The sequence below is a fragment of the Bacillus sp. COPE52 genome (assembly GCF_003355115.1).
GTDB lineage: Bacteria > Bacillota > Bacilli > Bacillales > Bacillaceae_G > Bacillus_A > Bacillus_A toyonensis.
In genome coordinates, this window is record NZ_CP031292.1 from 2,119,872 (window position 1) to 2,145,534 (window position 25,663).

The 25,663-nt window shown below is 34.1% G+C and carries 29 protein-coding genes; 23 read left to right on the forward strand and 6 right to left on the reverse strand.

Features of this window, described 5'->3' with window-relative positions; translation table 11 throughout:
- Positions 1-20: 20 nt before the first annotated feature.
- From DPQ31_RS10675 to DPQ31_RS10685, 3 genes are all read left to right on the forward strand, one after another.
- Positions 21-719, forward strand: a complete 699-nt coding sequence (locus tag DPQ31_RS10675) for an aspartate/glutamate racemase family protein (protein WP_000848587.1) — start codon at positions 21-23, stop codon at positions 717-719.
- Positions 720-806: 87 nt separating this feature from the next.
- Positions 807-1,280 (forward strand): SAM-dependent methyltransferase, encoded by a 474-nt coding sequence (locus DPQ31_RS10680; RefSeq protein ID WP_000493240.1) that lies wholly within the window; start codon positions 807-809, stop codon positions 1,278-1,280.
- Positions 1,277-1,717, forward strand: coding sequence for a GNAT family N-acetyltransferase (locus tag DPQ31_RS10685; RefSeq protein ID WP_001223860.1), 441 nt, complete (start codon positions 1,277-1,279; stop codon positions 1,715-1,717). Before DPQ31_RS10680 ends, DPQ31_RS10685 begins: the two co-directional genes overlap by 4 nt.
- Before the next feature lie 56 nt (positions 1,718-1,773).
- Here the strand turns inward: DPQ31_RS10685 and DPQ31_RS10690 are convergent, their stop codons facing one another.
- Both DPQ31_RS10690 and DPQ31_RS10695 read right to left on the reverse strand, forming a co-directional pair.
- Entirely contained in the window at positions 1,774-2,301 is a 528-nt protein-coding gene (locus tag DPQ31_RS10690) for an HAD-IIIA family hydrolase (protein WP_208731876.1), read from the reverse strand.
- A gap of 29 nt (positions 2,302-2,330) precedes the next feature.
- On the reverse strand, positions 2,331-2,762 hold the full coding sequence (locus DPQ31_RS10695; RefSeq protein WP_000009785.1) for a GNAT family N-acetyltransferase: 432 nt from the start codon (positions 2,760-2,762) through the stop codon (positions 2,331-2,333).
- A gap of 623 nt (positions 2,763-3,385) precedes the next feature.
- On the opposite strand from DPQ31_RS10695, the gene DPQ31_RS10700 reads away from it, so the two are divergent.
- The 4 genes from DPQ31_RS10700 to DPQ31_RS10715 all read left to right on the forward strand — a co-directional run bounded on the left by DPQ31_RS10700 (position 3,386) and on the right by DPQ31_RS10715 (position 6,047).
- Positions 3,386-3,973, forward strand: coding sequence for a YpjP family protein (locus DPQ31_RS10700; RefSeq protein ID WP_097956811.1), 588 nt, complete (start codon positions 3,386-3,388; stop codon positions 3,971-3,973).
- Positions 3,974-4,079: 106 nt separating this feature from the next.
- A complete protein-coding gene (locus DPQ31_RS10705) occupies positions 4,080-4,715 on the forward strand; it encodes an HAD family hydrolase (protein WP_033662996.1) in 636 nt (211 codons plus the stop codon).
- Position 4,716: 1 nt separating this feature from the next.
- Positions 4,717-5,103: a VOC family protein gene (locus DPQ31_RS10710; RefSeq protein ID WP_208731877.1), complete on the forward strand. Its 387-nt coding sequence runs from the start codon at positions 4,717-4,719 to the stop codon at positions 5,101-5,103.
- Positions 5,104-5,114: 11 nt separating this feature from the next.
- Entirely contained in the window at positions 5,115-6,047 is a 933-nt protein-coding gene (locus DPQ31_RS10715) for an aminoglycoside phosphotransferase family protein (RefSeq protein WP_097956810.1), read from the forward strand.
- A 50-nt stretch (positions 6,048-6,097) separates the two neighbouring features.
- On the opposite strand, the gene DPQ31_RS10720 is transcribed toward DPQ31_RS10715, so the two are convergent.
- Positions 6,098-7,555, reverse strand: coding sequence for a serine hydrolase (locus DPQ31_RS10720; protein ID WP_097956809.1), 1,458 nt, complete (start codon positions 7,553-7,555; stop codon positions 6,098-6,100).
- 199 nt (positions 7,556-7,754) lie between these two features.
- On the opposite strand from DPQ31_RS10720, the gene DPQ31_RS10725 reads away from it, so the two are divergent.
- The 5 genes from DPQ31_RS10725 to DPQ31_RS10745 all read left to right on the forward strand — a co-directional run bounded on the left by DPQ31_RS10725 (position 7,755) and on the right by DPQ31_RS10745 (position 13,064).
- Positions 7,755-8,711, forward strand: coding sequence for a thymidylate synthase (locus DPQ31_RS10725; protein ID WP_000679621.1), 957 nt, complete (start codon positions 7,755-7,757; stop codon positions 8,709-8,711).
- A gap of 19 nt (positions 8,712-8,730) precedes the next feature.
- Positions 8,731-9,219, forward strand: a complete 489-nt coding sequence (locus tag DPQ31_RS10730) for a dihydrofolate reductase (RefSeq protein WP_097953481.1) — start codon at positions 8,731-8,733, stop codon at positions 9,217-9,219.
- Positions 9,220-9,375: 156 nt separating this feature from the next.
- On the forward strand, positions 9,376-11,361 hold the full coding sequence (gene pbpC, locus DPQ31_RS10735) for a penicillin-binding protein 3 (RefSeq protein WP_098911650.1): 1,986 nt from the start codon (positions 9,376-9,378) through the stop codon (positions 11,359-11,361).
- A 236-nt stretch (positions 11,362-11,597) separates the two neighbouring features.
- Positions 11,598-12,233, forward strand: a complete 636-nt coding sequence (locus DPQ31_RS10740) for an FMN-dependent NADH-azoreductase (RefSeq protein WP_208731878.1) — start codon at positions 11,598-11,600, stop codon at positions 12,231-12,233.
- Positions 12,234-12,344: 111 nt separating this feature from the next.
- A complete protein-coding gene (locus DPQ31_RS10745; RefSeq protein ID WP_208731879.1) occupies positions 12,345-13,064 on the forward strand; it encodes a lysophospholipid acyltransferase family protein in 720 nt (239 codons plus the stop codon).
- A 41-nt stretch (positions 13,065-13,105) separates the two neighbouring features.
- Here the strand turns inward: DPQ31_RS10745 and DPQ31_RS10750 are convergent, their stop codons facing one another.
- Positions 13,106-13,762, reverse strand: a complete 657-nt coding sequence (locus DPQ31_RS10750; protein ID WP_087971298.1) for a PAQR family membrane homeostasis protein TrhA — start codon at positions 13,760-13,762, stop codon at positions 13,106-13,108.
- 213 nt (positions 13,763-13,975) lie between these two features.
- Between DPQ31_RS10750 and DPQ31_RS10755 the strand changes: the two genes are divergently transcribed.
- The 4 genes from DPQ31_RS10755 (at position 13,976) to DPQ31_RS10770 (ending at position 16,536) form a co-directional block, all read left to right on the forward strand.
- Entirely contained in the window at positions 13,976-14,161 is a 186-nt protein-coding gene (locus DPQ31_RS10755; protein WP_000492443.1) for a twin-arginine translocase TatA/TatE family subunit, read from the forward strand.
- A 42-nt stretch (positions 14,162-14,203) separates the two neighbouring features.
- Positions 14,204-14,947, forward strand: a complete 744-nt coding sequence (tatC, locus tag DPQ31_RS10760; protein ID WP_000390131.1) for a twin-arginine translocase subunit TatC — start codon at positions 14,204-14,206, stop codon at positions 14,945-14,947.
- A gap of 341 nt (positions 14,948-15,288) precedes the next feature.
- On the forward strand, positions 15,289-15,540 hold the full coding sequence (locus DPQ31_RS10765) for a DUF2535 family protein (RefSeq protein WP_000629011.1): 252 nt from the start codon (positions 15,289-15,291) through the stop codon (positions 15,538-15,540).
- A gap of 153 nt (positions 15,541-15,693) precedes the next feature.
- Positions 15,694-16,536 (forward strand): DegV family protein, encoded by an 843-nt coding sequence (locus DPQ31_RS10770; protein WP_001169475.1) that lies wholly within the window; start codon positions 15,694-15,696, stop codon positions 16,534-16,536.
- A gap of 335 nt (positions 16,537-16,871) precedes the next feature.
- On the opposite strand, the gene DPQ31_RS10775 is transcribed toward DPQ31_RS10770, so the two are convergent.
- Positions 16,872-17,846: an MBL fold metallo-hydrolase gene (locus tag DPQ31_RS10775; protein WP_208731880.1), complete on the reverse strand. Its 975-nt coding sequence runs from the start codon at positions 17,844-17,846 to the stop codon at positions 16,872-16,874.
- A 335-nt stretch (positions 17,847-18,181) separates the two neighbouring features.
- Between DPQ31_RS10775 and DPQ31_RS10780 the strand changes: the two genes are divergently transcribed.
- On the forward strand, positions 18,182-18,769 hold the full coding sequence (locus DPQ31_RS10780) for an SCO family protein (RefSeq protein WP_000833344.1): 588 nt from the start codon (positions 18,182-18,184) through the stop codon (positions 18,767-18,769).
- Positions 18,770-18,803: 34 nt separating this feature from the next.
- Here the strand turns inward: DPQ31_RS10780 and DPQ31_RS10785 are convergent, their stop codons facing one another.
- Entirely contained in the window at positions 18,804-19,268 is a 465-nt protein-coding gene (locus tag DPQ31_RS10785) for an Hsp20/alpha crystallin family protein (protein WP_001288081.1), read from the reverse strand.
- Between the two features lie 217 nt (positions 19,269-19,485).
- Between DPQ31_RS10785 and asnB the strand changes: the two genes are divergently transcribed.
- From asnB to dat, 6 genes are all read left to right on the forward strand, one after another.
- Positions 19,486-21,387, forward strand: a complete 1,902-nt coding sequence (gene asnB, locus DPQ31_RS10790) for an asparagine synthase (glutamine-hydrolyzing) (RefSeq protein ID WP_000333815.1) — start codon at positions 19,486-19,488, stop codon at positions 21,385-21,387.
- A 93-nt stretch (positions 21,388-21,480) separates the two neighbouring features.
- Entirely contained in the window at positions 21,481-21,840 is a 360-nt protein-coding gene (locus DPQ31_RS10795; protein ID WP_208731881.1) for a GNAT family N-acetyltransferase, read from the forward strand.
- A gap of 51 nt (positions 21,841-21,891) precedes the next feature.
- Entirely contained in the window at positions 21,892-22,221 is a 330-nt protein-coding gene (locus tag DPQ31_RS10800) for a hypothetical protein (RefSeq protein WP_000200454.1), read from the forward strand.
- 105 nt (positions 22,222-22,326) lie between these two features.
- Positions 22,327-23,328 (forward strand): N-acetylmuramoyl-L-alanine amidase, encoded by a 1,002-nt coding sequence (locus DPQ31_RS10805; RefSeq protein WP_208731882.1) that lies wholly within the window; start codon positions 22,327-22,329, stop codon positions 23,326-23,328.
- 234 nt (positions 23,329-23,562) lie between these two features.
- The gene (locus DPQ31_RS10810) at positions 23,563-24,525 is read left to right on the forward strand and encodes an ABC transporter substrate-binding protein (RefSeq protein WP_087971293.1); all 963 of its coding nucleotides are present in this window, start codon (positions 23,563-23,565) and stop codon (positions 24,523-24,525) included.
- A gap of 215 nt (positions 24,526-24,740) precedes the next feature.
- Entirely contained in the window at positions 24,741-25,616 is an 876-nt protein-coding gene (gene dat / locus DPQ31_RS10815; protein ID WP_000648376.1) for a D-amino-acid transaminase, read from the forward strand.
- Positions 25,617-25,663 lie beyond the last annotated feature (47 nt).

Genomic DNA, 25,663 nt, shown 5'->3' on the forward strand with positions numbered 1-25,663 from the left:
AGTTTAGGTAGGTGTGTTATATGAAAACGATAGGGCTTATAGGTGGTATGAGTTGGGAATCGACTTCGGAATATTATCGAATTTTAAATGAAGAGATAAAAAGTAGATTAGGGGGATTACACTCAGCAAAATGTTTGATTAATAGTGTGGATTTTGAAGAGATTGAACGATTCCAGTCTAACGGGGATTGGGATGGAGCAGGAGAAGTATTAGGGAATGCGGCGTATTCATTGCAGAAGGGAGGAGCAGATTTTATAATCATTTGCACAAATACAATGCATAAAGTAGTGGAGAAAATAAAAGAGAATATTAACATCCCCGTATTACATATTGCTGATACTACTGCAAAAGAAATTAAAAGAAAAGGTATTCAAACGATTGGTCTACTTGGAACGAAATATACAATGGAGCAAGATTTCTATAAGTCACGTATAGAAGAGAATAATATAAAAGTAATAGTGCCAGTAGAAAAAAATAGAGAAAAATTAAATGAAATAATTTATACAGAATTATGTTTAGGAAAAATAACATCGCAATCTAGAGAATATTATAAAAGAGTCATAGAAGAGCTAGTGCAAAAAGGAGCACAGGGAATAATTTTAGGTTGTACAGAAATAGGATTATTAATAAAGCAGGAAGACGTATTAGTTCCGATATTTGATACAACTTTTATACATGCAATGGAAGCAGTAAATGTGGCTTTAGAAAGTAGATTATAATTATATTATGTAAACTTAGTTCGTGTATGTGGAAAACATTCAGAAAATATTTTATAATGTAAGTGGTTACATTTAAGGGGGATGCGTATGTTTTCAGTTCAACCAATCGCATTTGTACATAATGAAAGAAAGGAAATAAAAGATGACGAATGGGGAGAAGTAAGATCCTGTATTACTTTAACTGAATTGTATACAGAGGAAAGTATACAAGGGATTGAAGAATTTTCTCATATTGAAGTTGTTTTTTATTTTCATAAAGTAACGGATGATCAAATTCAATATGTTGCTAGACATCCTAGAAATAATAATGATTATCCTAAAGTAGGCATTTTTGCACAGCGCGGGAAAAATCGCCCGAATCGCTTAGGTGTAACAATTGTAAAAGTGATAAAAAGAGACGGTAAATCAATTATTGTTGAGGGATTAGATGCTATTGATGGCACCCCTATATTGGATATAAAGCCGGTAATGAAAGAGTTTATGCCGAAAGAAGAAATTCTACAGCCTAAATGGGTAACGGATATAATGAGACAGTATTGGAAGGGGAATGGAGTAAAATGAGAATATATGAGGCAACAATTGCAGATTTAGATGGACTAGCATCAGTTTTTAATAACTATCGGATGTTTTACCGACAAGATTCCGATTTAGATGGTGCAAAAGTATTTTTACAAAATCGTATCGAGAGAAAAGAATCCGTTATTTTCGTAGCAGTTGAAGGCGGTGAATATATTGGATTCACGCAACTATATCCATCATTTTCTTCCATTTCAATGAAAGAATTATGGATTTTAAATGATCTGTTTGTACAAGCCGCGAAGCGCGGAACTGGAACAGGTAAAAAATTATTAGAAGCTGCTAAAAAATTCGCATTAGAAAATGGCGCAAAAGGTGTAAAATTACAAACAGAGATTGATAATTTATCAGCACAGCGATTATACGCTGAAAATGGTTATTTAAGAGATAATCGTTACTTCCATTATGAATTAACATTTTAAAAAATGTAAGATTAAAAGAGACGTTTTCAAAATGAAAACGTCTCTTTTAAATTGTATTATAGTTGATTTAATATCCAGTTTGTTGCATCTTCAAAGTTTTCTGCAATGTAGTTTGGCTCAATATGTGCCCACCTGTCTCGGTACGTATGTAAAGCATCGTATCCAGCGCCTGTTCGTACTAATATTGTTGTCGCATTCACTTTTTCACCTGCCACAATATCAGTCCAACGATCACCAACTACAGCACATTGTGTTAAATCAAGCCCATGTTTTTCCGCTGCTTTTAGAAGCATGCCTGTACTTGGTTTACGGCATTCACAACCATCACCATGTTTGTGAGGACAAACGTAAATATCATCAAAACCGAAACCTTTTAATTCTAGTACAAAATCAGCTACAGTCGCTATTCCATCCGCGATACCTGGTTGATTTGTGAAAGAGAAAATTTTTATATTTTGAGCTTTTATTTTTTGCAGAGCTGCTTTTGTAAAGGGGAATAATGTAAAAGAACCAGGGTAATGTATTGTAGTGTCGCCGCCAATTGTACCGTCACGATCAATGAACATTGCTTTAATGTTTGTCATATTTATAGTCCCTTCAAGTAAAAAGTAGTTTAAAAATGTTTTACAAATCGATATCCATTTACTTCATAACCTAATTTTTTGTAAAAAGGATGTGCTTCTACTCTTTTTGTTCCACTAACTAGCCATGTTCCAATGCAATGATGCTTCTTTGCTAATTGTTCTGCATAATCCATTAACACCTGTCCAATGCCTTTCCGCCGTATTGTAGAATCGACGCTAATAATTGAAATTTCTCCATAACGAGTTACATCTTCTAAATTTTCGCGTATACGAAACCCGAGTAATCCAAATATAGTTTCTTCTTCCACATAAACATATAAAAAATCAAAAGGACTCATTTGTACGAATTGCAAGCGGTTGTTCATATCTTCATAGGAAATAGAGGAACCTTTTAATTCTTTCGTTAAAGAACAAAGTGCATCTATATCATCTATCGTCGCTTCACGAATTTGAAAAGACATATTATTCACTCCAATAAAATGTAATCAAACATTTAATATTCTGTTAAAAAATGTTTTTTCCTGCTATGAAAATAAATATTTTATAATGATATATAGATAGTTATACTTCTTCATTTTTATTTATTACCAGCTGTAATTGCCGGGATTATTTTTATAGTATGGATTGGTTGGATTGTATTTTTACCATAGAAAAAGAGCCGAAAATGGCTCTTTTTCTAATCTGTCACACATTGATAAATAAAATATACTAAAACGAGTATGCTTGCGGCGGAATACATGACATCTAAAGTCATCTGATCGCCTCCTTATTGTTGTTGTATTTTATTGTATGAAATCTTACAATTTCATATTCAAGTGAAAAATATGTGAACGTTAACAAAATTGTAAAGTGCAAAAATTACAATCATTTTGTATAATAGAAGAAACAACCGTTATATAAAGTGAAACTTTAATCAGTGGGGGTTTTCTTCATCCCTACTGATTATTAGCCTTCACCAATCGGGCTTTTACGGGCAGTTGATCCCCCGCCTAACTTCTTTGCCTTCGCTGAATTTTGAGGTGGGGGTCTTACTTGCCCGTTAATGCGGGATAAAATATAATGAGTGAAAGGGGAGGGAACATAAATGCCAAATTGGTTTAGAAAAACCTTAGTCGCATTAATTACCGTATTTACATTTGGTTTAGTGACGCCTCCTTCCATATTGCTTGATAATGCCAAAGCTGCGGACAAGCCTACGAGCACAGCTGGGCAACAAAATTTGGAGAGTACGTCCTATACATATGAAGAAACGAATGACAGGTTAACCACCGATATTTTTATTACTTATGCAATGCAAGAAGCAGAGAAGCAGTCGATGCAAAAGTTTGGAACTAAAATTGGTCCAGTAATTGAAGATGAGTTTAAAGATGTAATATTACCGAAAATTGAAGAGGCAATTGCTGAGCTTGCCAATGATGTTCCAGAGGAATCGTTACAATCATTATCGATTTCTCAGAAACCAGCTGGTGGAAATAATGAAAAGATTTTTCACGTTTACGATACGAAATCTGGAAATGACTTACTACGATTTCATGTAAGAAGAGATCATCCACCGCAAGATGGTTATTATTTCAATTTCCATTATCATCGTTTTGATGATGGATACTCTGGACATCATGAACTAGGAAATATTTATTGGAATACGAATGTACCGCCAAAATGGCTTTCTTAAAAAGAACAAGAGAAAATCTTGTTCTTTTTTTGTTGATAAAAGGGTAAGACAACTATGTTGTTGAATAACATATGTTTAGGAAAAAAGAAGAAAAGGGAGTATGGAAATGCAAAAATATATTGTTTTTGACTTTGATGGCACATTAGTAGATTCACAAAATATATTTGTACCGATCTATAATCAAATAGCTGAAAAGCATGGTTATAAAACAGTAAGGGAAGAAGAAATTGAGCATTTACGTAAATTAACGATGCCCGAGAGATGTAAACAACTCGATGTACCACTGTATAAACTACCGATATTAGCGTTAGAGTTTTATAAATTATATCAACCAGCTATAAAAGATCTCGTTTTGTTCCATGGGATGAAGGATGTGTTAGATGAATTACATAAAAAAGGCTACGGGATTGCCGTCATATCCTCTAACTCAGAAGAGCATATTCGGGCGTTTTTACATAATAATGGTATCGAAAATATTCAAGAAGTGTATTGTTCTAAAAATTTGTTCGGTAAAGACAAAATGATAAGAAGGTTTTTAAAATCAAAAAAAATAACAGAGCAAGAAATGTTATATGTCGGTGATGAACAGCGAGATGTAGCAGCGTGTAAAAAGGCTGGTGTGAACGTAATTTGGGTATCTTGGGGGTATGATGTCATTGAAACAGTGAAAAAAGATGCACCAGATTATATGGTTCATACGCCTATGGAAATTGTACAAGTCGTACAAGGGGCACATTCTTAATATGAATACACTTCGAGCAGGTATTTATCATATTGAATTTTGGGTCGCGAATTTAGAGGAGTCTATTTCTTTTTATGATAAATTGTTTTCGATAATTGGATGGAGAAAGTTAAATGAAGTAGCATATAGTACGGGAGAAAGTGAAATATATTTTAAAGAGGTGGACGGGGAAATTGTAAGGACTTTAGGGCCTAGACATATTTGTTATCAAGCTATTCGTAGAGAAATAGTTGATGAAGTAGCAGATTTTCTTGCTAGTACAAAAGTGAAGGTAATACGTGGTCCGATAGAAATGAACCATTATTCGGACGGATACTATACGGTTGATTTTTACGATCCGAATGGATTTATTATAGAAGTAGCGTATACACCAAATGTAGAAATGTAAGGGGAATAAACATGAAGACAATTGCAGCACGGCAAAACAATATACAAATAGTAAAGGATGCAGCAAATATTGAAGAAATTTCTAAAGGTTTCTCACCTGATAAAAAATATATCATTACGACTATTAAAGATGAAAAGTATTTGTTACGGACAGGCGATATAAAAGAGTTTGAAAGAAAGAAAATAGAGTTTCAAATTTTAAATGAAATGCAAAAACGTAGTGTGCAAGCACAAAGGCCAATTGAAATGGGTTTGTTGGAAGAAGAAGGTTTATGCTACGGTGTTTTTTCGTATATAGAAGGAGAAGATGCGAAAAAATTGTTGCCTACATATACACTAAAAGAACAATATGATATTGGTATAGAAGCAGGAAAAGATTTAGCAAAAATGCATACATATGAAGCTCCTAAGGGTATACTTCCATGGTATGAAAGAGCCATGAAAAAACATCGAAAATATTTAGAGGCATACAAAACATGCGGAATAAAAATAAAAAATGATGATAAAATCATTAAGTTTATAGATGAAAATGAAATGTATGTACAAAACCGCCCAAATCGATTTCAACACGATGATTTTCATTTAGAAAATATAATTGTGCGGGATGGGAAATATGTAGGTGTTGTTGATTTTAATGGTTATGACTGGGGCGACCCACTTCATGATTTTGTAAAAATTGCACTATTTGCAAGAGACATTAGTATTCCGTATTCAATCGGACAAATAGAAGGATACTTTAATAGGAGAATACCAGAGGAGTTCTGGAAATTATATGCGGTGTACGTCGGCATGACAGTTTTCTCATCAGTTGTCTGGACATTACGAGCAGCACCGCATATGTTAGATGATATGTTAGAGCGTCTTATTATAGTTTTAGAGGATCATAATAACTTTGAGTTATCGAAGCCGATTTGGTTTCAATCAGATAAGATTGATATGAAATAGAAAAGATAGGTGTAATTCGCACCTATCTTTATTTTTTACCATCAAAATACTTATTTAATTTTCTTAAATATAAGCGGCTGAGTACTTAACGTAGCTGGCACATGTAACTGAAGGGATGGAAATTCACCACTCACACTCATTTCATAAGCGAATAATAAACTCATTTTCATTCGGAATAAGTCAACTTTTGCAGAGAAGATGTCGTAATGATGATGTGTTAATTGAATGTCCATTTCCATGAATTGCACAAATAATGAATCATCTCGCTTGTATACTTGTAATGTTCCGTATGCAGGATGTTCGAAAGTACCAGTATAATCCTCTAATTTGTGAGAAGGTGTAGTCTCTTTAATTTGCTCAGGAAGGGATTCAGTTGCTTCTTTCATCATTTCCTTCATTTTTTCAGTATCTTCTGCAGCACGTTTATGCCAATCGATGCCTTCTAATTCAAGTAGCTCGTCATAAATTTGGTTAGCAAGATAAGTAGGAAGTAATGTGCCTCCAGCATTCGTTAAAATGACAAGACCTACATTTTCTTTTGGCATGAATGAAACAAGTGCCGAAAATCCATCAATATTACCGCCATGATGAATCACTTTGTTACCACGATAAGCGCTAATAAACCAACCGAGGCCGTAACTATTTAATGGAGATTCAGGGAGTGATAGAACTGGTTGATCTGGAATTGAATTGTGTGGTGTATACATTTGTTGTAATAATTCAGAGGAGATTAATTCATGATCTCCAAACTTTCCTTTGTTTAAGTGAAGAAGTACCCAATTTGCCATATCTTCAATTGTAGAATTAATACACCCAGCAGCGCCAACTGTATCGATGTTACGGAATGGAACTTCTTTTATTTCACCGTCTTTTTCAATGTAAGGTAAAGCATAATCCTCTGTAATTTGTGAATCTGTAACAGAGAAGTTTGTATGCCTCATATTTAAAGGTTCTAAAATATGTTCTGTAACGTATTGCTCCCACGTTTGATTTGTAATGTTTTCAACAATGCAGCTAATTGTCGCATACATTAAGTTGTTATATAAAAATGCTGTTCGGAACGGTGCATCAAGTGGTAAATGTTTTATTTTTTCAACGAGATCTTTTCGAGATAAGGAAGAGCTGTACCAAAGAGCATCATGACGACTCACTCCAGTGCGGTGAGAGGCTAAATCCCGTCCTGTAACTTGTGAGGTAGCAAGTAGTTCACATAAAGAGAAGTTAGGTATATAAGACTGGACAGGAGTATCCCAATTAAACTTTTTTTGCTGTGCTAACAAGCTTAATGAAAGTGTGCCAAAAGCTTTCGTTGAGGAACCGATTGCGAACCGGGTGCTCGGTGTAACAGCCTCTTTTGTTTCTATATTTCGATAGCCGAAACCTTCTGAAAGAATAACTTCACCGTCTTTTATAACAGTTACAGCAGCACCAGGAACTTTTAAATCCTTCATCATTTTTTCAACCGTAGTTTGTAACGAAGTCATAACAGGAGTTTCAATTTTAGACATACTTCTAACCTCCAAATTTAAATTTTGTCCTACCGCACTATACTTTCGGTAATAGAAAATGAAAACCTTTTTAAATATGGAAAGTTAATAATTTTGTAAGAATTACTGAAAATAATTTTTATTTATCAAGATTATTAAATTTGTTGTTTTTCATGTTATGATAAATTTCATATAAGATTGAAAGAAGGTTTTTCTACATATGAAACATGCTGAATATGAATACTTAAATTTATGCCGCCATGTAATGGAGCACGGTACGAAGAAAGAAGATCGTACAGGGACAGGTACTGTATCTGTATTTGGATATCAAATGCGTTTTGATCTGAGTAAAGGATTTCCTTTATTAACGACAAAGAGAGTACCATTTCGCCTTGTAGCAAGTGAACTACTTTGGTTTATGAAAGGTGATACAAACATTCGCTATTTATTGCAGCATAATAATAACATTTGGAATGAATGGGCATTTAAGAGCTGGGTAGAAAGTGACGAGTATACTGGGCCTGATATGACAGATTTCGGTCTTCGCTCACAACAAGATGAGGAATTTAAAGTGCAATATGATGAGCAAATGGACCTATTTAAAAAGAATGTTTTAGAAGATGATGATTTTTCGAATAAATATGGCTACTTAGGAGACGTATATGGCAAGCAATGGCGTGCTTGGAAAACGACGGCTGGTGAAACACTGGATCAACTAAAAGATGTAATTGAAATGATTAAAAAAACGCCAGATTCACGTCGCCTAATCGTTTCTGCTTGGAATCCTGAAGACGTACCGAGTATGGCATTACCGCCTTGTCATACGCTATTCCAATTTTATGTAGCGGACGGAAAACTTTCTTGTCAGCTATATCAAAGAAGTGGCGACATCTTCCTTGGGATTCCATTTAACATCGCAAGTTATTCACTACTAACACATTTAATTGCACATGAATGTGGTCTTGAAGTAGGAGAATTTGTTCATACAATTGGAGATGCGCATATTTATACGAATCATTTTGAACAAGTAGAAAAACAATTGGCACGTGAACCACGTCCGTTTCCGAAACTTACATTAAATCCAGATGTGAAATCTGTGTTTGATTTTGAGATGGAAGATTTAACGATTGAAGGATATGATCCACACCCAGCGATTAAAGCACCGGTTGCAGTGTAATTGTAGAGGAGATGACAAGATGATTGTTTCATTTATGGTCGCAATGGACGAGAATAGAGTAATTGGTAAAGATAATAACTTACCTTGGCGTTTACCGAGTGAATTACAGTATGTAAAGAAAACGACGATGGGTCACCCACTTATTATGGGGAGAAAGAACTATGAAGCAATTGGTAGACCATTGCCTGGAAGACGTAATATTATTGTAACTCGTAATGAAGGGTATCATGTAGAAGGCTGCGAAGTAGCTCATACTGTAGAAGAAGTGTTTGAACTATGTAAAAATGAAGAAGAGATTTTTATTTTTGGCGGAGCGCAAATTTATGATCTCTTTTTACCGTATGTAGACAAGTTATATATAACAAAAATCCACTACGCATTTGAAGGAGACACATTCTTCCCAGAAATGGATATGACAAATTGGAAAGAGATTTTTGTAGAAAAAGGTTTAACGGATGAAAAAAATCCGTATACGTATTATTACCATGTATATGAGAAACAACAATAATAATAAAAATTGATGTGAGTATTCGCATCAATTTTTTTATTTGTATTTATAAATGTAAGTTTATAGATGGTATTCAATAATGCTATAATGAAAGGTAGCATGTGAAAAATGCTAAAATTTTCAAAAGTATTACTATAGAAAGAGGAGGAGAATCAGTTGAGAAAAATATGGGGGATTCTTTTTCTTTGCTTAACATTCATGTTAGTTGGATGTGGTAAAGAAGAAAAACCACAAGAAGCGTTTGATACATATGTAAAATCATGGAATAAACAAAAATTTACAGATATGTACGATCAATTATCAGAAAATGCAAAAAAAGATATTTCCAAGAAAGAGTTTACTGAGAAATATGAAAAAATTTATTCTGGTATTGAAGTGAAAGACTTAAAGGTAGAAACAGGGGAAGTAAAAGAAGATAAAAAAGATGAAGGCCCTGTTCCTTTTAAAGTAAGCATGGATACAGTTGGTGGTAAAATCACTTTTGGTCATGAAGCAAAAATGGTGAAAGAAAAAGATGGAGATAAAGAATCTTGGAAAATAGATTGGACACCTGATTTCATTTTCCCTGGCATGACAAAAGATAGTAAAGTGCGTATGCAAACAACAGAGCCAAAACGTGGTGAAATATACGATCGTAATGGAAAAGGTCTGGCGACGAATGGGAAAGCTTCTGAGATCGGAATCGTTCCAGAAAAATTAGATGAAACTGCTCCGCAAACGAAAGAAGCAGTAGCTAAGTTGTTAAATATGTCTGTAGAAGAAATTGATCAAAAACTAACTGCTAAATGGGTAAAACCAGGGTATCTTGTACCAATTGGAATTTTACCTGAAGGGGCAACGCAAAATACGTATATTGATTTACCTGGTGTTGCAACAAAACCTGTAAATGTTCGTACATATCCGTTAGGGGAAGCGGCAGCTCATCTAACTGGTTATATCGGAAAGGTAAATGCTGAAGATTTAAAAACGCTACAAAAGAAAGGCTACCAAGCTGATGAGCCAGTTGGTAAAGCTGGATTAGAGCAAGTATTGGAAGAAAAGCTACGCGGTAAAAAAGGTGGCCGTGTCTTTGTAGAAGATGCACAAGGAAAAGAAATTAAAAATTTAGCAAAAACAGAAGCTGTTGATGGAGAAAATGTAACTTTAACTATCGATAGTGCTGTTCAAGAAAAAACGTATAATGAAATGAAGGGCGAAGCTGGTTCAAGTGCGGCAATTAATCCGAAAAGTGGAGAAACAATTGCACTTGTAAGTAGTCCAGCATATGATCCTAATTTAATTGCACGAGGAACATCGAAAGCACAACGTGAAGCTTGGAATAATGATCCGAAAAAACCGATGACGAACCGATTTACACAATTATCGGTACCAGGTTCTGTATTTAAGCCAATTACAGCTGCAATCGGTCTTGAAACGAAAACGATTGATCCAAAAGAAGAATTGAAAATTGAAGGATTGAAATGGACAAAAGATTCTTCTTGGGGCAATTATTACGTAACACGTGTGAAAGATGCAAATCCGATTGATTTGGATAAGGCAATGAAATATTCGGATAATATTTACTTCGCACAAGAAGCTTTAAAAATCGGAAAAGATAAATTTATGAGTGAAGCGAAAAAATTCGGATTCGATGAGAAATTACCAATTGAATATGGATTCCCAGCTTCTAAAATCGCAAATGATGGTATTAAAAATGATATTCAAATGGCAGATACAGGATATGGTCAAGGACAAGTGTTAATGACTCCTCTTCATCTAGCTTTAACATATGCACCAATTGTAAATGATGGAACAATTCCGTCACCATATATCATTAAAACAGATAAACAACCAAAAGCTTGGAAAGAAAATGTCATTTCAAAAGGAAATCAGGATATATTAAAAACTGCTATGACTAAAGTAATTAATGATCCGGATGGTACAGGGAAAATTGCTAAAATTGATGGTATGACCCTTGCTGGAAAAACAGGTACAGCGGAATTAAAAGTATCTAAAGAGGCCGAAGGAAAAGAACTAGGCTGGTTCGCTGCATTTGATTTAAATGCACCTGATATGGTCATTACAATGATGATTGAAGATGTAAAAGGTAGAGGTGGAAGTAACATTCCAGCTGAAAAAGTGAAACATATTTTTCAAAAATAAAGGTTGATGAAGGACTATCTCCATGAAATATGGAGGTAGTTTTTTATTTAGTTAACATTTTAAATGGAAATATATAATTTATAGATTACAAAACAACTTATTAACTTACGAAAAAAAAGTAGCTATTTTTTATTGACATGAAGCGAGAGATTTTGTATTATACTTACATAAGGTAAGTTATTTACTTTCGAATTATAAATCTCAAATTAAAGATAAAATTAAAGGGAGAGAATACAATGACAAAAGTACTATTTATCACAGCAAATCCAAATTCAGCAGAAGGTTCTTTCGGAATGGCAGTAGGAGAAGCTTTCATCGAAGCTTATAAAAACGAGCATCCACAAGACGAAGTTGTAACAGTTGATTTATTCAATACGATTGTACCAGCAATTGATGCTGATGTATTTGCTGCTTGGGGTAAATTTGCAGCAGGTGAAGGCTTTGAAACTTTAACAGAAGTTCAACAACAAAAAGTTGCAGCAATGAACACAAACTTAGAAACATTTATGCATGCAGATCGTTATGTATTCGTAACTCCAATGTGGAATTTTAGCTATCCACCAGTAGTAAAAGCATACTTAGATAACTTAGCAATCGCAGGTAAAACATTCAAATATACTGAAAATGGTCCAGTTGGCTTATTAGAAGGCAAAAAAGCACTTCACATTCAAGCAACAGGTGGCGTTTATTCTGAAGGAGCATACGCAGCTGTAGACTTCGGTCGTAATCACTTGAAAACAGTATTAGGATTCATCGGTGTAAATGAAACTGAATATATTGCAGTTGAAGGTATGAATGCTAATCCTGAAAAAGCACAAGAAATTAAAGAAGCAGCAATTGCTAACGCACGTGAATTAGCAAAACGTTTCTAATATAGAATACTTAAAAATGTCCAAACACTTGTTGTTTGGACATTTTTTCTTCTTTTTCCTTCGTTTGTCTAGTATAATGAAGGTCGGAATGATAATAGGTGGGGGTTCTGTATGATTCAAACGTTTTTTAAAATCTTTTATTTAATTTTAATTGTAATTGCGATTACACCGAGAATGTGGCGTCTTAAAAAACAAGTAAATACGATGTCACCGCAAGAAAAAGATAATGCTGTATATAAAACGACAAATTGGTTTGGTGAAAAAATGGTACGTGTTGCTGGTGGGGCAGTAGAAGTAAAAGGGCTTGAAAATGTTCCGAAAGACAAGCCGGTACTAGTTGTAAGTAATCATCAAAGTAATATGGATATTCCTGTTTTACTAGGTTACTTAAATAAACCAATTGGATTCGTTTCAAAGGCAGAGATTAAGAAGTTTCCAGTTGTACCAACTTGGATGGAACTTATGAATTGTGTATTTATGGTTCGTAATGATCGTCGTCAATCTCTTCAAGCGATTAAAGATGGAATTGAACTATTAAAGAATGGACATTCTATCGTAATTTTCCCTGAAGGAACGAGAAGTAAGGGTGGCGAAATTGGAGAGTTTAAAGCTGGTAGTTTTCACCTAGCAGTAAAATCTGGTGTAGCAATCTTACCTGTAACGTTAGATGGTACATATAAAATGTTTGAAGCGAATGGAAATCGTATGAAACGAGCTCATGCAACAGTAACGATTTCTAAGCCGATTACACCTGAAGAGTATGCGAATATGGATATTAAAGAATTAACGAAGCATACACAGGATGTTATCGCATCACAATTACATAAGTAATAAAAAAGGTTTCAGCTTTCATCAAGCTGAAACCTTTTTTATTACGCTGCAGGTAAGACGTAAAAGAGTACACAGAAGAACATCATTGCACTACCGCCTAAAACGAAGAGGTGCCAAATGGCATGGTTGAAAGGTAGCTTTTCCCAAAGGAAGAAGATTGCCCCGACTGAATATAAAATGCCACCTGCTAAAAGTAGTGAAAAACCATGTCCAGTTAGATTTTCGTAAAGTGGTTTAATAGCAACGATTATGAGCCAGCCCATAATGATGTAACATAAAGTGGATGCTTTTATAAAACGGCGTACAAAGAAAATTTTGAAGACAATACCGCCAATTGCAAGTGTCCATATAATTGCGAGTAACGTCCAACCTAAAGGTCCACGAAGTGTAATGAGTAGAAAAGGAGTATATGTGCCAGCGATTAATAAATAGATGGCTGAGTGATCTAAAATAGTAAATAATTTTTCTACTTTTGGATGGTGAATGCTATGTAGCAACGTTGAAAACAAGTACAGTAAGAACATGCTTACACCATAAACGGTAAATGCAACAACAGCTGATGCGGTACCGTGCTTAGAAGCATGAATAATCAATATGATTAAGGCAGGGATGCTTAAAATGGCACCGATACCATGTGTAATTGCATTTGCAATTTCTTCTTTTACAAATTGGGTCATTCGTGTCATTTTTTCAGTCATAATGCAAATCCTTTCTACTATCATGAAATAATATGTCATTTCCCTTACCATATCATACACAAGAGCAATAGAAAATGAAATTTGTATAATTGATTATATTTTTGAATTTTTTTGACAAAAGACGATGGATTTGTTGACGTTTTCAAACTTTTTTGACAAAATAAAATTATGCAATAGTAGGACAAGAAATCTACTAATAAAGGGGATGGGGAAATGTTTTCAAATATTGGCTTTCCAGGGTTAATTTTAATCTTAGTAGCTGTACTAATATTATTTGGGCCTAAAAAATTGCCGGAAATCGGAAAGGCTTTAGGGGAAACGTTAAAAGAATTCAAAAAATCAACGAAAGAATTGACTGATGACGCATTTCAAGAGAAGGAAAAGAAAGAAAAAATGTAATGGATTTTCCTCGTAATGGATAAGTAAAGTGTGGTGAACGAGATGGAAGATCGGGAAATGAGTGTAGTAGAACATATCGTTGAGCTTCGCAAACGAGTAATTTATACAGTGTTATCCTTTGTATTATTTTTAATTATTGGATTTACTTTTACGAAGGATATTTATTTTTGGCTTGTAAAAGATTTACCAATGAAATTAACTGTTCTCGGTCCAAGTGATGTATTGTGGATTTTTTTCTCGATTGCTACAGTATTTGCTATCGTTTGTACAATTCCTTTTGCTGCTATACAAATTTGGTTATTTGTAAAACCAGGTTTACATCCAAATGAACAAAAGATGACTGTAATGTATATACCGGTATTGTCTATATTATTTATTGCAGGTTTAAGTTTTGGATATTTTATTGTAATGCCGTTTTTATTTCATTTTTTAACTACGATAGGTAATGAAATGTTTAATACGATGTTTACGACAGAAAAGTATTTTCATTTTGTACTTAATTTAACAGTTCCATTTGCTGTGATTTTTGAATTACCTGTAGTGGTAATGTTTTTAACGAGTATTGGCATACTTACGGCGGAGTTTCTAATAAAAATAAGAAGGTATGCTTACGTAGCATTGATTATCATTGCCTCGTGTATATCACCGCCAGATTTTTTATCTCATAGTTTAGTTGCGGTACCGCTTATTTGTATTTATGAAATTAGTATTGCCTTATCAAAGATTGTTAGTAAGCGAAAAAAGAAAAGGGAAGAAGAAATACAGTCGAAAAGTGCCTCGTTATAAAGGCACTTTTTTAATTATTTGTTATACTATGGCTATAAACGTATACAATATAAAGAAGAAAAAAATAATAGAATCTCCAAAATTTAGACAAACTTTGCACCTTTATAAGTTTATACTGAATGTATTAAGCAATTTACGGATAACGAGATTCCCGTCTCACGTGATAATTAGGACGGGGGATGGATTAGGTGGAGATGAATAGAGAATAAATCTACTAACCATAAGGACTAAAGGGATCATCTAAGGATACTTTTGTATTCAAAGGAGTCTCCACTTTAAACAACGTGTTACAGCGTAAAGTAGAGGAAGTTCAAAATCCAATGAAAAAGAGGATTGATATTGTGATTACGAAAAGTTTTTATTTCACTCATTCAACAGGGGATTGTATTAAAATATTCGAAATCCCTGTCCTACAGGCGCAGCATCCATTATCGTTTCTAATTCAGTCTCGTCTTCAATTATTTATTGCAAAAATTCAAAAACAAAAGCACCCAAGATTTTCGTATTCTTTCCGTGAATATTTACAAAAATGTTTGAAGTGGAATGATTATTTAAATGTATATAAAACAAATACCCTTGAAAAAAACGCATAAATTAGAGCAGGACAGAGTCAGGAATACTCTGTCTTTTTATTTTAGGTATAAAAATATAATTAATTTGATGAAATTTCGTTCGAAATTGTTGAAAGCATTAGGAATGCTAGTATAATAACAAGGAGAGCGTATTGGAAAGGGAAGAAGGATAGTATGCAAAAAATTAAAATTGTAACAGATTCAACGGCAGATTTATCACAAGATGTAATCGAGAAGTATGACATTCATGTTCTACCATTATCAATCTCTGTAAATGGACAAACATATTTAGATCGCGTTGATTTACAACCTGATGAGTTTATTGAAGAAATGATTAAATCAGAGGAACTACCAAAAACATCACAACCAGCTATGGGTACATTTGTAGAAATGTATGACAAGCTAGGTGAAGATGGAAGTGAAGTACTTTCTATCCATATGACAAGTGGAATGAGTGGTACTGTTGCGACTGCAAATAGTGCTGCATCGATGACTGATACAAAAGTAACAGTTGTTGATTCACAATTTATTACACATGCTTTAGCATATCAAGTAATAGAAGCTGCAAAAATGGCAAATGAAGGACGCTCACTAGAAGAAATTTTAAAACGTGTAGATGAAGTGAGAAAGAATACTCGTTTATATGTAGTGGTAGATACATTAGAAAACTTAGTGAAGGGTGGACGTATCGGTAAAGGAAAAGCGTTTATCGGTTCGCTACTTAATATAAAGCCAATTGCTAGCCTTGAAGACGGTGTTTATAACCCTGTAACAAAAGTGCGCAGTCAAGGCCAAATTGTAAAAACGTTAGCTAAGTTATTTGAGCAAGATACAGCAGGAAAAGTTGTAAAAGCTGTTGCGATTCCGCATGCAAAAGCAATTCCTTTAGCTGAAAGTATGAAAGCAGCTGTGGAAAAAGTGAGTGGATTTACTCAATCAGAAATTTTCTATACAACGCCTATTATTAGTACTCATACAGGTCCGGGTGCAATTGGATTTATGTATTTAGCAGAGTAATAAAAAAGCTACTTGAAAATATATTTCAAGTAGCTTTTTTATCCCGCATTAACGGCCAGTAAGACCCTCACCTCAAAATTCAGCGAAAGCAAAGAAGTTAGGTGTGAGATCAACGGTCCGTAAATGCCCGATTGGTGAAGGCTAATAATCAGTGGGGATGATGAACAACCCCCACTGATTAAAGTTTCACTTTATGTGAATAGAAAGTAAGAAATGAGAAGGGCTATACAGGCGCTCCCGCTAATGATGTAGCGAGTCTGTAAATATTCATTCATAGAAAACACCCTTTATGATTTTCTATATTATATGATGGATATAGAAAATAAGTAGTTACATTACACTTGTAAAGTTTCGATTTTTTCTTGTACTTGTTTTTTATTTGTGTCGCTATTATAAGTAAAAGTTTGGCCTAAAAAGAGTACATGCAGTTGTTCCCACGGTAACATACGTAAATTCCAATTACTTCGAAGTTTTGTTATTGCCTCGCGAGGTGTTTCATCAGCAAGTGCAAAAGCTCCGTAATGCATTGGAATAAAATGTGTCGCGTTTAAATCTAAATAAGCTTGCACTGCTTCTTCAGGGGAAACATGAGATACTTTCATAAACCATTCTGGTTCATAAGCGCCAATTGGCATAAGAGCAATATCAATTAAAAAGCGCTTTCCAATCTCTTTGAAACCTTGGAAATAGCCGCTGTCGCCACAAAAATAAATGGTTTCCATAGTCGTTTCATTATCAATAATCCATCCACCCCAGTGAGATGTATTCATATCAAATAAGGATCTTCTCGTCCAGTGCTGAGCAGGTACGAAATGAAAAGAAACTTCATTAATCGTCGTACTTTCCCACCATTTATATTCTTCTACATGCGTAAATTTCTTGCGAGTAAATAATTTTTTTAATCCGATAGGTACAAGATATAGAACATCATCATCTAACTGACGAAGAGTTGAAAAATCTAAATGATCATAATGACCGTGTGAAATAAGGACTATATCAATTTTAGGTAGTTCTTGTATAGTAAGACCTGGTTCAGTAAGCCTTGGAACTAACTTTAATTTATTTGCCCATACTGGATCTGTTAATATATTAAGTCCATTCGTTTGGATAAGAAAAGTAGAATGGCCAACCCATGTGACTGTCGTTTTTTCAACATTGCTTTGCAAAAATGAATTTTGTTTAACAGGTGATTGTTCTACTAAAAAAGAAAAGTCTTTTTTGTTCAGTTTTCGTTCTTTACGCCATCGTAAAAAAGAACGAATTGATTTTTTTGTACTGACATTATCCATATTTTCATAGCGCTTTGCCATGAACATCACCTCATTTAAAATCTTTGTAGTTGTATTGTACCGAAATGTTGTTAAGGAATACAGTGTATAACATGGATTAATGTTTAATTAATTGTTAAAAAATAGGGAGAGGTATTTACAATTTTAACAATGAGCTTTGTTTTGCGAATACGATTTAGAGAAATAATAGTGAAAAAACATATTTTGTCTAGTAATTCGCTTGAAATTAAGAAGTAACATACGTAAATTCGTACGATTTCGTGAACAAATGCAGTAAACAATTTTCTCGTAGTGTTAACTTTTGTTATGATGAACATAACCTATTTAAATTTAGGATAGAGAAAAGAGGTTTATAAATGAAGCGTTATCAAAAAATAATTGGTCTTATGGTTGTATTTTGTCTATTTGTACTCGCTGGATGTAGTGGATCAGGCTCAAAGCTTCGTAAACCATTAAATTGGGATTTAGAAACTTTCCAATTCACAAATCAAGATGGAAAACAATTTGGTACAAAAGATTTAAAAGGGAAAGTATGGGTTGCAGATTTTATGTTCACAAACTGTCAAACAGTTTGTCCGCCAATGACTGCTAATATGGCAAAATTACAGAAGATGGCAAAGGAAGAGAAGTTAGACGTTCAGTTTGTCTCGTTTAGTGTAGATCCAGATCTTGATAAACCAGAAAATCTGAAAGCTTTCATTCAAAAGTTTACAGAAGATACTAGTAATTGGAATTTATTGACGGGTTATTCGTTAGAAGATATTACAAAGTTTTCAAAAGATAATTTCCAATCACTTGTAGATAAGCCAGAGAACGGTCAAGTAATACATGGTACATCATTTTATTTAATTGATCAAAATGGAAAAGTAATGAAAAAGTATAGCGGTATTAGTAATACACCGTACGAAGATATAATACGTGATATGAAGCGATTAGTGGATTAAAAATAAGGGTGCGTAGCACCCTTATTTTTTTACATTAGTCTATAGATAAAATGTCATGCTGTTGTGGAAGTTTCGGTGCACGAATTTCTAACACACCATTTTGATAGGAAGCTTTCGCTGCTTTTTTATTAATGGAATAAGGCAATTTAATCATTCTTGCGGCTTCTGAAATAGACCGTTCTCGGCGATAATAGTTATGAGATGTTTGTTCTTCTGCCTCTTCGAGTATTTCTTCTTTTACAGAGACTTTTAAGTATTCGGTTTGTATTTCAATTTGAATTTGCTCTTTTTGTATACCCGGTAGTTCAGCGGTAACAACGAGTTCTTCATCAACTTCATATAAATCTACAGGGAATGTTAATAAACGATTTCCTTTTTGGAAAAAATGATTCAAATCAGCGATTACATTGCGAAGAGGTGTTTGCTCAAAAAAATCATCAATTTGCTTTAAATAATTGCGAACCGGTGGACGAGAAGAATCTTTTTTTTCTTCACTCATGGTATTCCCTCCTAGAAATCAATTTGCAATATCATATGACAAAAGCGGAGAAAGGTGATTGCCTAATTTTCATGTTTTCATAAAAAAATGTTAAAAATGTGAAATGGAGTGATTTTTTTATAGTTTTTGGTCGCCATATTGAGTTGATTATGCTAGTATAAATAGGGTTGATATAGTAGTATAGAAACAGAATGAAAACCGAAAGAGGGTAAGAAGTATGTGTGGTTTTGTAGGATGTTTATGTGAAAACCCTAGAGAGTTTTCAGAAACAGAAAAACATCAATTTGAAAATATGAACACGATGATTTTCCACCGCGGTCCAGATGACGAAGGATATTTTCGTGATGAACATGTACAATTTGGCTTCCGCCGTTTAAGTATCATTGACTTAGAGGCAGGACATCAGCCGCTAACTTATGAAAATGATCGATATGTAATTATTTTTAATGGTGAAATTTACAATTATGTAGAATTACGTGAAATGTTACTTGAAAAAGGTGCGACGTTCGCAACGCAATCTGATACAGAAGTTATCATTGCATTGTATGCACATATGAAAGAAAAATGTGTAGACTATCTTCGTGGTATGTTTGCATTTATGATTTGGGATCGTGAAGAAAAGAAACTTTTCGGTGCACGTGACCACTTTGGTATTAAACCATTATATATCGCGCAACAAGGTGATACTACATTCTTCGCATCTGAGAAGAAAAGTATTATGCATGTAATGGAAGACAAAGGGGTAAACCCAACGTCACTACAACATTACTTTACGTACCAATATGGTCCAGAACCAGAAACATTAACAATTGATGTTAATAAAATTGAGCCTGGTCATTATTTCGTAAAGGAAATCGGTAAAGAGATGGAAATCCATCGCTACTGGAAGCCTTATTTCAATGCTTCAAGCGCAACGAAAGAAGAGCATATCCAAGCAATTCGTGATGTATTATACGATTCAGTAAAAGTACATATGCGAAGTGATGTACCAGTAGGTTCATTCTTATCTGGTGGTATCGATTCATCTATTATCGCTTCTATCGCAAGAGAAATGAATCCGAACCTTTTAACGTTCTCTGTTGGTTTTGAACAACGTGGTTTCAGTGAAGTTGATGTTGCGAAAGAAACTGCTGAGAAATTAGGCGTTAAAAACCATAACGTATTTATTTCAGCGAAAGAATTTATGGATGAGTTCCCAAAAATTATTTGGCATATGGATGATCCTTTAGCAGATCCAGCAGCTGTACCATTGTACTTCGTTGCAAAAGAAGCACGTAAACATGTAACAGTTGTTCTTTCAGGGGAAGGCGCAGACGAGCTATTTGGTGGTTATAACATTTACCGTGAGCCAAACTCACTAAAAATGTTCTCGTACATTCCTAGCCCAGGTAAGAGCGTTCTAAAAGCATTAAGCGGTGCTCTTAAAGAAGGATTTAAAGGAAAGAGCTTCCTAGAGCGTGGATGTACGCCAATTGAGGAGCGCTACTATGGAAACGCGAAAATCTTCCGTGAAGAAGAGAAAGCGGAATTAATGAAGTTCTACAATGAAAGTGTTAACTATATGGATATCACGAAACCATTGTATAACGAGATTAAAGATTATGATGATGTAAGTAAAATGCAGTACATTGACATGTTCACGTGGTTACGTGGTGACATTTTATTAAAAGCTGATAAAATGACAATGGCAAACTCATTAGAACTTCGTGTACCGTTCTTAGATAAAGAAGTATTCGATGTTGCATCTAAAATTCCAACTGAATTAAAGATTGCTAACGGAACTACGAAAGCTATTTTACGTGAAGCAGCACGCGGAATCGTTCCAGATCACGTGTTAGATCGTAAAAAACTTGGATTCCCGGTACCAATTCGTCACTGGTTAAAAGATGAAATGCATGACTGGGCTATAAATATTATAAACGAAAGTAAAACAGATCATTTAATCGACAAACAGTATGTATTAAACTTACTGGAAGCACATTGTGCAGATAAAGGCGATTATAGCCGTAAAATTTGGACTGTACTTGCGTTTATGGTTTGGCACCAAATTTATGTTGAGCATAAATACGATACGAATAAGTTCCACGAAGAAACAAAACGTGCGTATAGCTTAGTTTAATAAGAAAAACCTTAAGACCGCATATGGTCTTAAGGTTTTTTTCATAAATAGAACGTATTATTGATACAATAATAGTAAAAGGATGGACAACATATGATTGCGTTTGAAAAAGTAACAGTAGAAAATGAAAGCGTTGTTAAAGAAATGTTCCGCTCGCATAATGTTAGTGAGAAACAGGTGCAGTATTGCGTAAAAGTTGATGATACATATATTGGTGTAATAGATTACAGTGTTCAAGAAGAGAGTGTAGTTTTATCTCAGTTTATAATTCATTTTGATTATCAAAGTTACGGATATGGAACAAATACGTATTTTACATTTGAAGAGATGGTGAAACAAAGAGGTGTGAAAGAGATAAAAGTGTTACAAAAGGAATTAACAGAACAAGCAAAAACTTTCATAGAGAGCTTTGGTTTTAATGAAGAAGATGGAACATACGTGAAGAAAATATAACGATGATTAGTAATGCGGTAAAATAAATATAAGGCAGGTGGATACATGATAATGACTTCTGGTCTTGTATTAATTGGAGGATGTTTTATTTTGGCAGAACTAAGCCATAAGTTCATTCGGAAAAGAGCTAGTAAGAAAAGAAAGCCGTACGAATTACAATATGTACCTGTGTTTTTTATTTTGTTTTGCATGCTTGTTACAGTACAAAATATTACTAATTTCCCGCCACTTTTGAACATTTTTTTAAAGTTCGGTTTGTTATACAGCGGTGTTGGAATGGGTCTTTTATTTATTTTATTTTGCATACGTTATATTCACTATCAATCGTATATATTTATTTTAAATTGGTTAAAGCAAGATGATAGAAACCGCCTTACATAAGGTGGTTTTTTATTTGTAATTGTAACGGAACTTGTACATTTTACATAAAATAGGACGAGTAGCAATGTAAACCTATTACACGAAAGAAAGGAACGAGACAGTGATATGAAACTTGTAATAGATGCAGGTCACGGTGGATATGATTCTGGTGCAGTTGGTAATGGTTTAGTAGAAAAAAACTTAACACTTCAAATAGCGAGACGTGTGCGAGACATTTTATCTGCAAACTACCAAATTACTATTAAAATGACACGTGATAGTGATGTATTTATCTCTTTATCAGAACGTGCTAATATCGCAAATTCTTTTGGAGCAGATTACTTTATCTCATTTCATATAAATAGTGGCGGTGGAACTGGATTTGAAAGTTATATTTATAATGGGTTATCTAACAGTAGCTCCGCATATGCAAAGCAACAAAAAATTCATACAGCAGTCAATCCTGTATTAACAAAATACGGCCTTCGTGACCGAGGGGCAAAAAAAGCAAATTATGCAGTACTAAGAGAGACTGCAATGGATGCAATTTTAACTGAGACTGCTTTTATTGATACAACGTTTGATGCAAATTTATTGAAAAATCCACAATTTATTGAAGATCTATGTCAAGCATATGCAAACGGAATAGCAGCTATTTTTGGAGTAGCTCCGAATCCGAATCCTCCAAATACACAACCTCCAAACCCTCAGCCAACACCACAAACGAAGGGAGTTGCTTATATACTTGGGAAAAATGTAAATTTAAGAAGTGGCCCATCAACATCTTCTTCAGTAATTCGCCAATTAAACTCTCCAGAATCGTATGTCGTATATCAAGAAAGTAACGGATGGTTAGACTTAGGTAACGGACAGTGGGTGTATTATGACCCGTCTTACATTAATTTTGTAAAGACGAGCAATAGTGATGGTAGCGCAATCGGTGTCGCATATATACAAGGAACGAATGTGAATTTAAGAAGTGGTCCATCAACATCTTCTTCAGTAATTCGTAAATTAAATAAACCAGAATCTTATTTAGTATTTATTAATCAAAACAGTTGGTTGAACCTTGGTGGAAATCAGTGGGTGTATAATGATCCATCATATATTAACTATAATCAATATTAGGAAATAAATTTATAATGTAATACGAATGCGTATCTATATATAACATAGATACGCATTTTAAGAACGGCCATTATTTACATACTTATACAGATAGTTTCAAAAAGAAACATTTGAATAACGGATAGAATCTAAATAGTATATATTAAAAAAGTTTTCTGATATACATTGACAATGTATGTAATATACATTAACCTTTAGTTGTTAATGATAATCGATTTCATCTAGGGAGGACATATGTTACATACTAAAAAAATGTTTATGTTCTGCATTATGATACTTATGGTTATAATCGCAGGGTGTAGTAAAGAAGAAAAAAAAGAAAATGATCCATCAGCTAAAGCCAAAGATTCTTATACTGTAAAGCATGCAATGGGGGAAACAACAGTAAATGGTACACCTAAAAAAGTTGTTGTTTTAACAAATGAAGGTGCAGAGGCTCTTCTAGCTGTGGGAGTAACGCCAGTTGGAACTACGAAACCGCGTGCAGGTGATGAATGGTACCCTCATTTAGCGAAAGAGTTAAAAGATACGAAAGTTGTAGGAACTGAGCGCGATATTAATTTAGAGGCAGTAATGAAGCTTAAGCCGGATTTAATTATCGGGAATAAAATGCGTCATGAAAAAATATATGAACAATTGAAAGAAATCGCGCCAACTGTATACGCTGAAACATTGCGTGGAGATTGGAAGGAAAACTTTACGCTCTATACAAAGGCTGTAAATAAAGAAAAAGAAGGTCAAAAGGCAATTGAAGATTATAAAAAGCGTATTGAAGGAATGAAAGAGAAGCTAGGAGATAAATTAGACTCTAAAGTTTCTATTATTCGCTTCGTTCCAGGTGATGTTCGTATATATCAAAAGAACTCATTCTCAGGTGTTGTTTTAAACGATATTGGATTTAAACGACCACCATTACAAGATAAAGATGAATTTGCGATAAAAGGAATTACAAAAGAACAAATTCCAAATATGGACGGGGACTACTTATTCTATTTCACATCTGATAAAGATGGCGATAAGAATAATGAAGGAAACACGTTAGCAAAAGAATGGACAGAAGACCCACTCTTTAAGCAGCTACAAGCCTCTAAAAATAATAAAGTATTCCAAGTAGATGAAGTAATTTGGAATACAGCAGGCGGTATTAAAGCAGCAAACTTAATGCTAGATGATATTGAAAAATATTTTCTGAAATAAAGTTGAACCAATCAGGCAATTACAGGCCGTTATCTCCCACCTAACCTTGAGGTGGGAGTTTTACAGCCCGTCAATAGCGGGATAAATGAATGGCTGAGTGCATCACTTTAAATAGGTGATGCATTTTTTATTTATGCAAATACAGAAAATTCCTTTTTTTCAGTCGTTTTAAGTTGTACAATAAAATCAATCACGTAATAAAGGAGTGGGAAGGAATGAAAGCTACTCATAAAGATTGGATTTTGTTTAATGGGAGAATTGTAAATACAAAGGAAGAACAGCCGATGGTTGCATTAGAAGAGCGAGGTTTCCAATTTGGTGATGGTATATATGAGGTATTCAGACTATACGATGGGAAGCCACATTTATTAGATTTACATTTGGAGCGTTTTTTTAAATCAATGGAAGAAATTAAACTCATTGCACCATTTACAAAGGAAGAGTTAGTAGAAGAGCTACATCAAATGATTGAAAAAAATCAATTTCAAGAAGATGGTAATGTATATTTACAAATATCAAGAGGCGCTCAAGCAAGAAACCATGTATATGAAAAAGACCTTCAACCAACGTATTTTGCAAATATTGTTTCGTTCCCAAGACCAGTCGCTACGATGGAAGTCGGTATAAAAGTAACGGTAGAGGAGGATATAAGATGGAAATTTTGTCATATAAAATCATTAAATCTACTTCCTAATATCATGATTAAAAATAAAATAAATGAACAAGGATATCAAGAAGCGATTTTAGTGCGAGATGGAGTTGTAACAGAGGGATGTCATTCTAATTTTTTCATAGTAAAAAATGATAAACTGATTACACATCCAGCTGATCACTTTATTTTGCATGGTATTACTCGCCATTATGTTATAACATTAGCGAAAGAGTTACATATCGAAGTAGAAGAACGAGAATTTTCATTACAAGAAGTATATGAGGCGGATGAGTGCTTTTTTACAGCGACACCACTCGAAATATTCCCGGTTGTTCAAATTGGCGATGAACAGTTTGCTAGCGGTGAAAGAGGACCAATTACGAAAAAACTACAATCTGCATATGAAGAAAGTATTAGTTTGTTTAAAGTGACAAATTAATAATGAAGAAAAAAGCTGGTATTCCCCCAGCTTTTTTTCATGATATA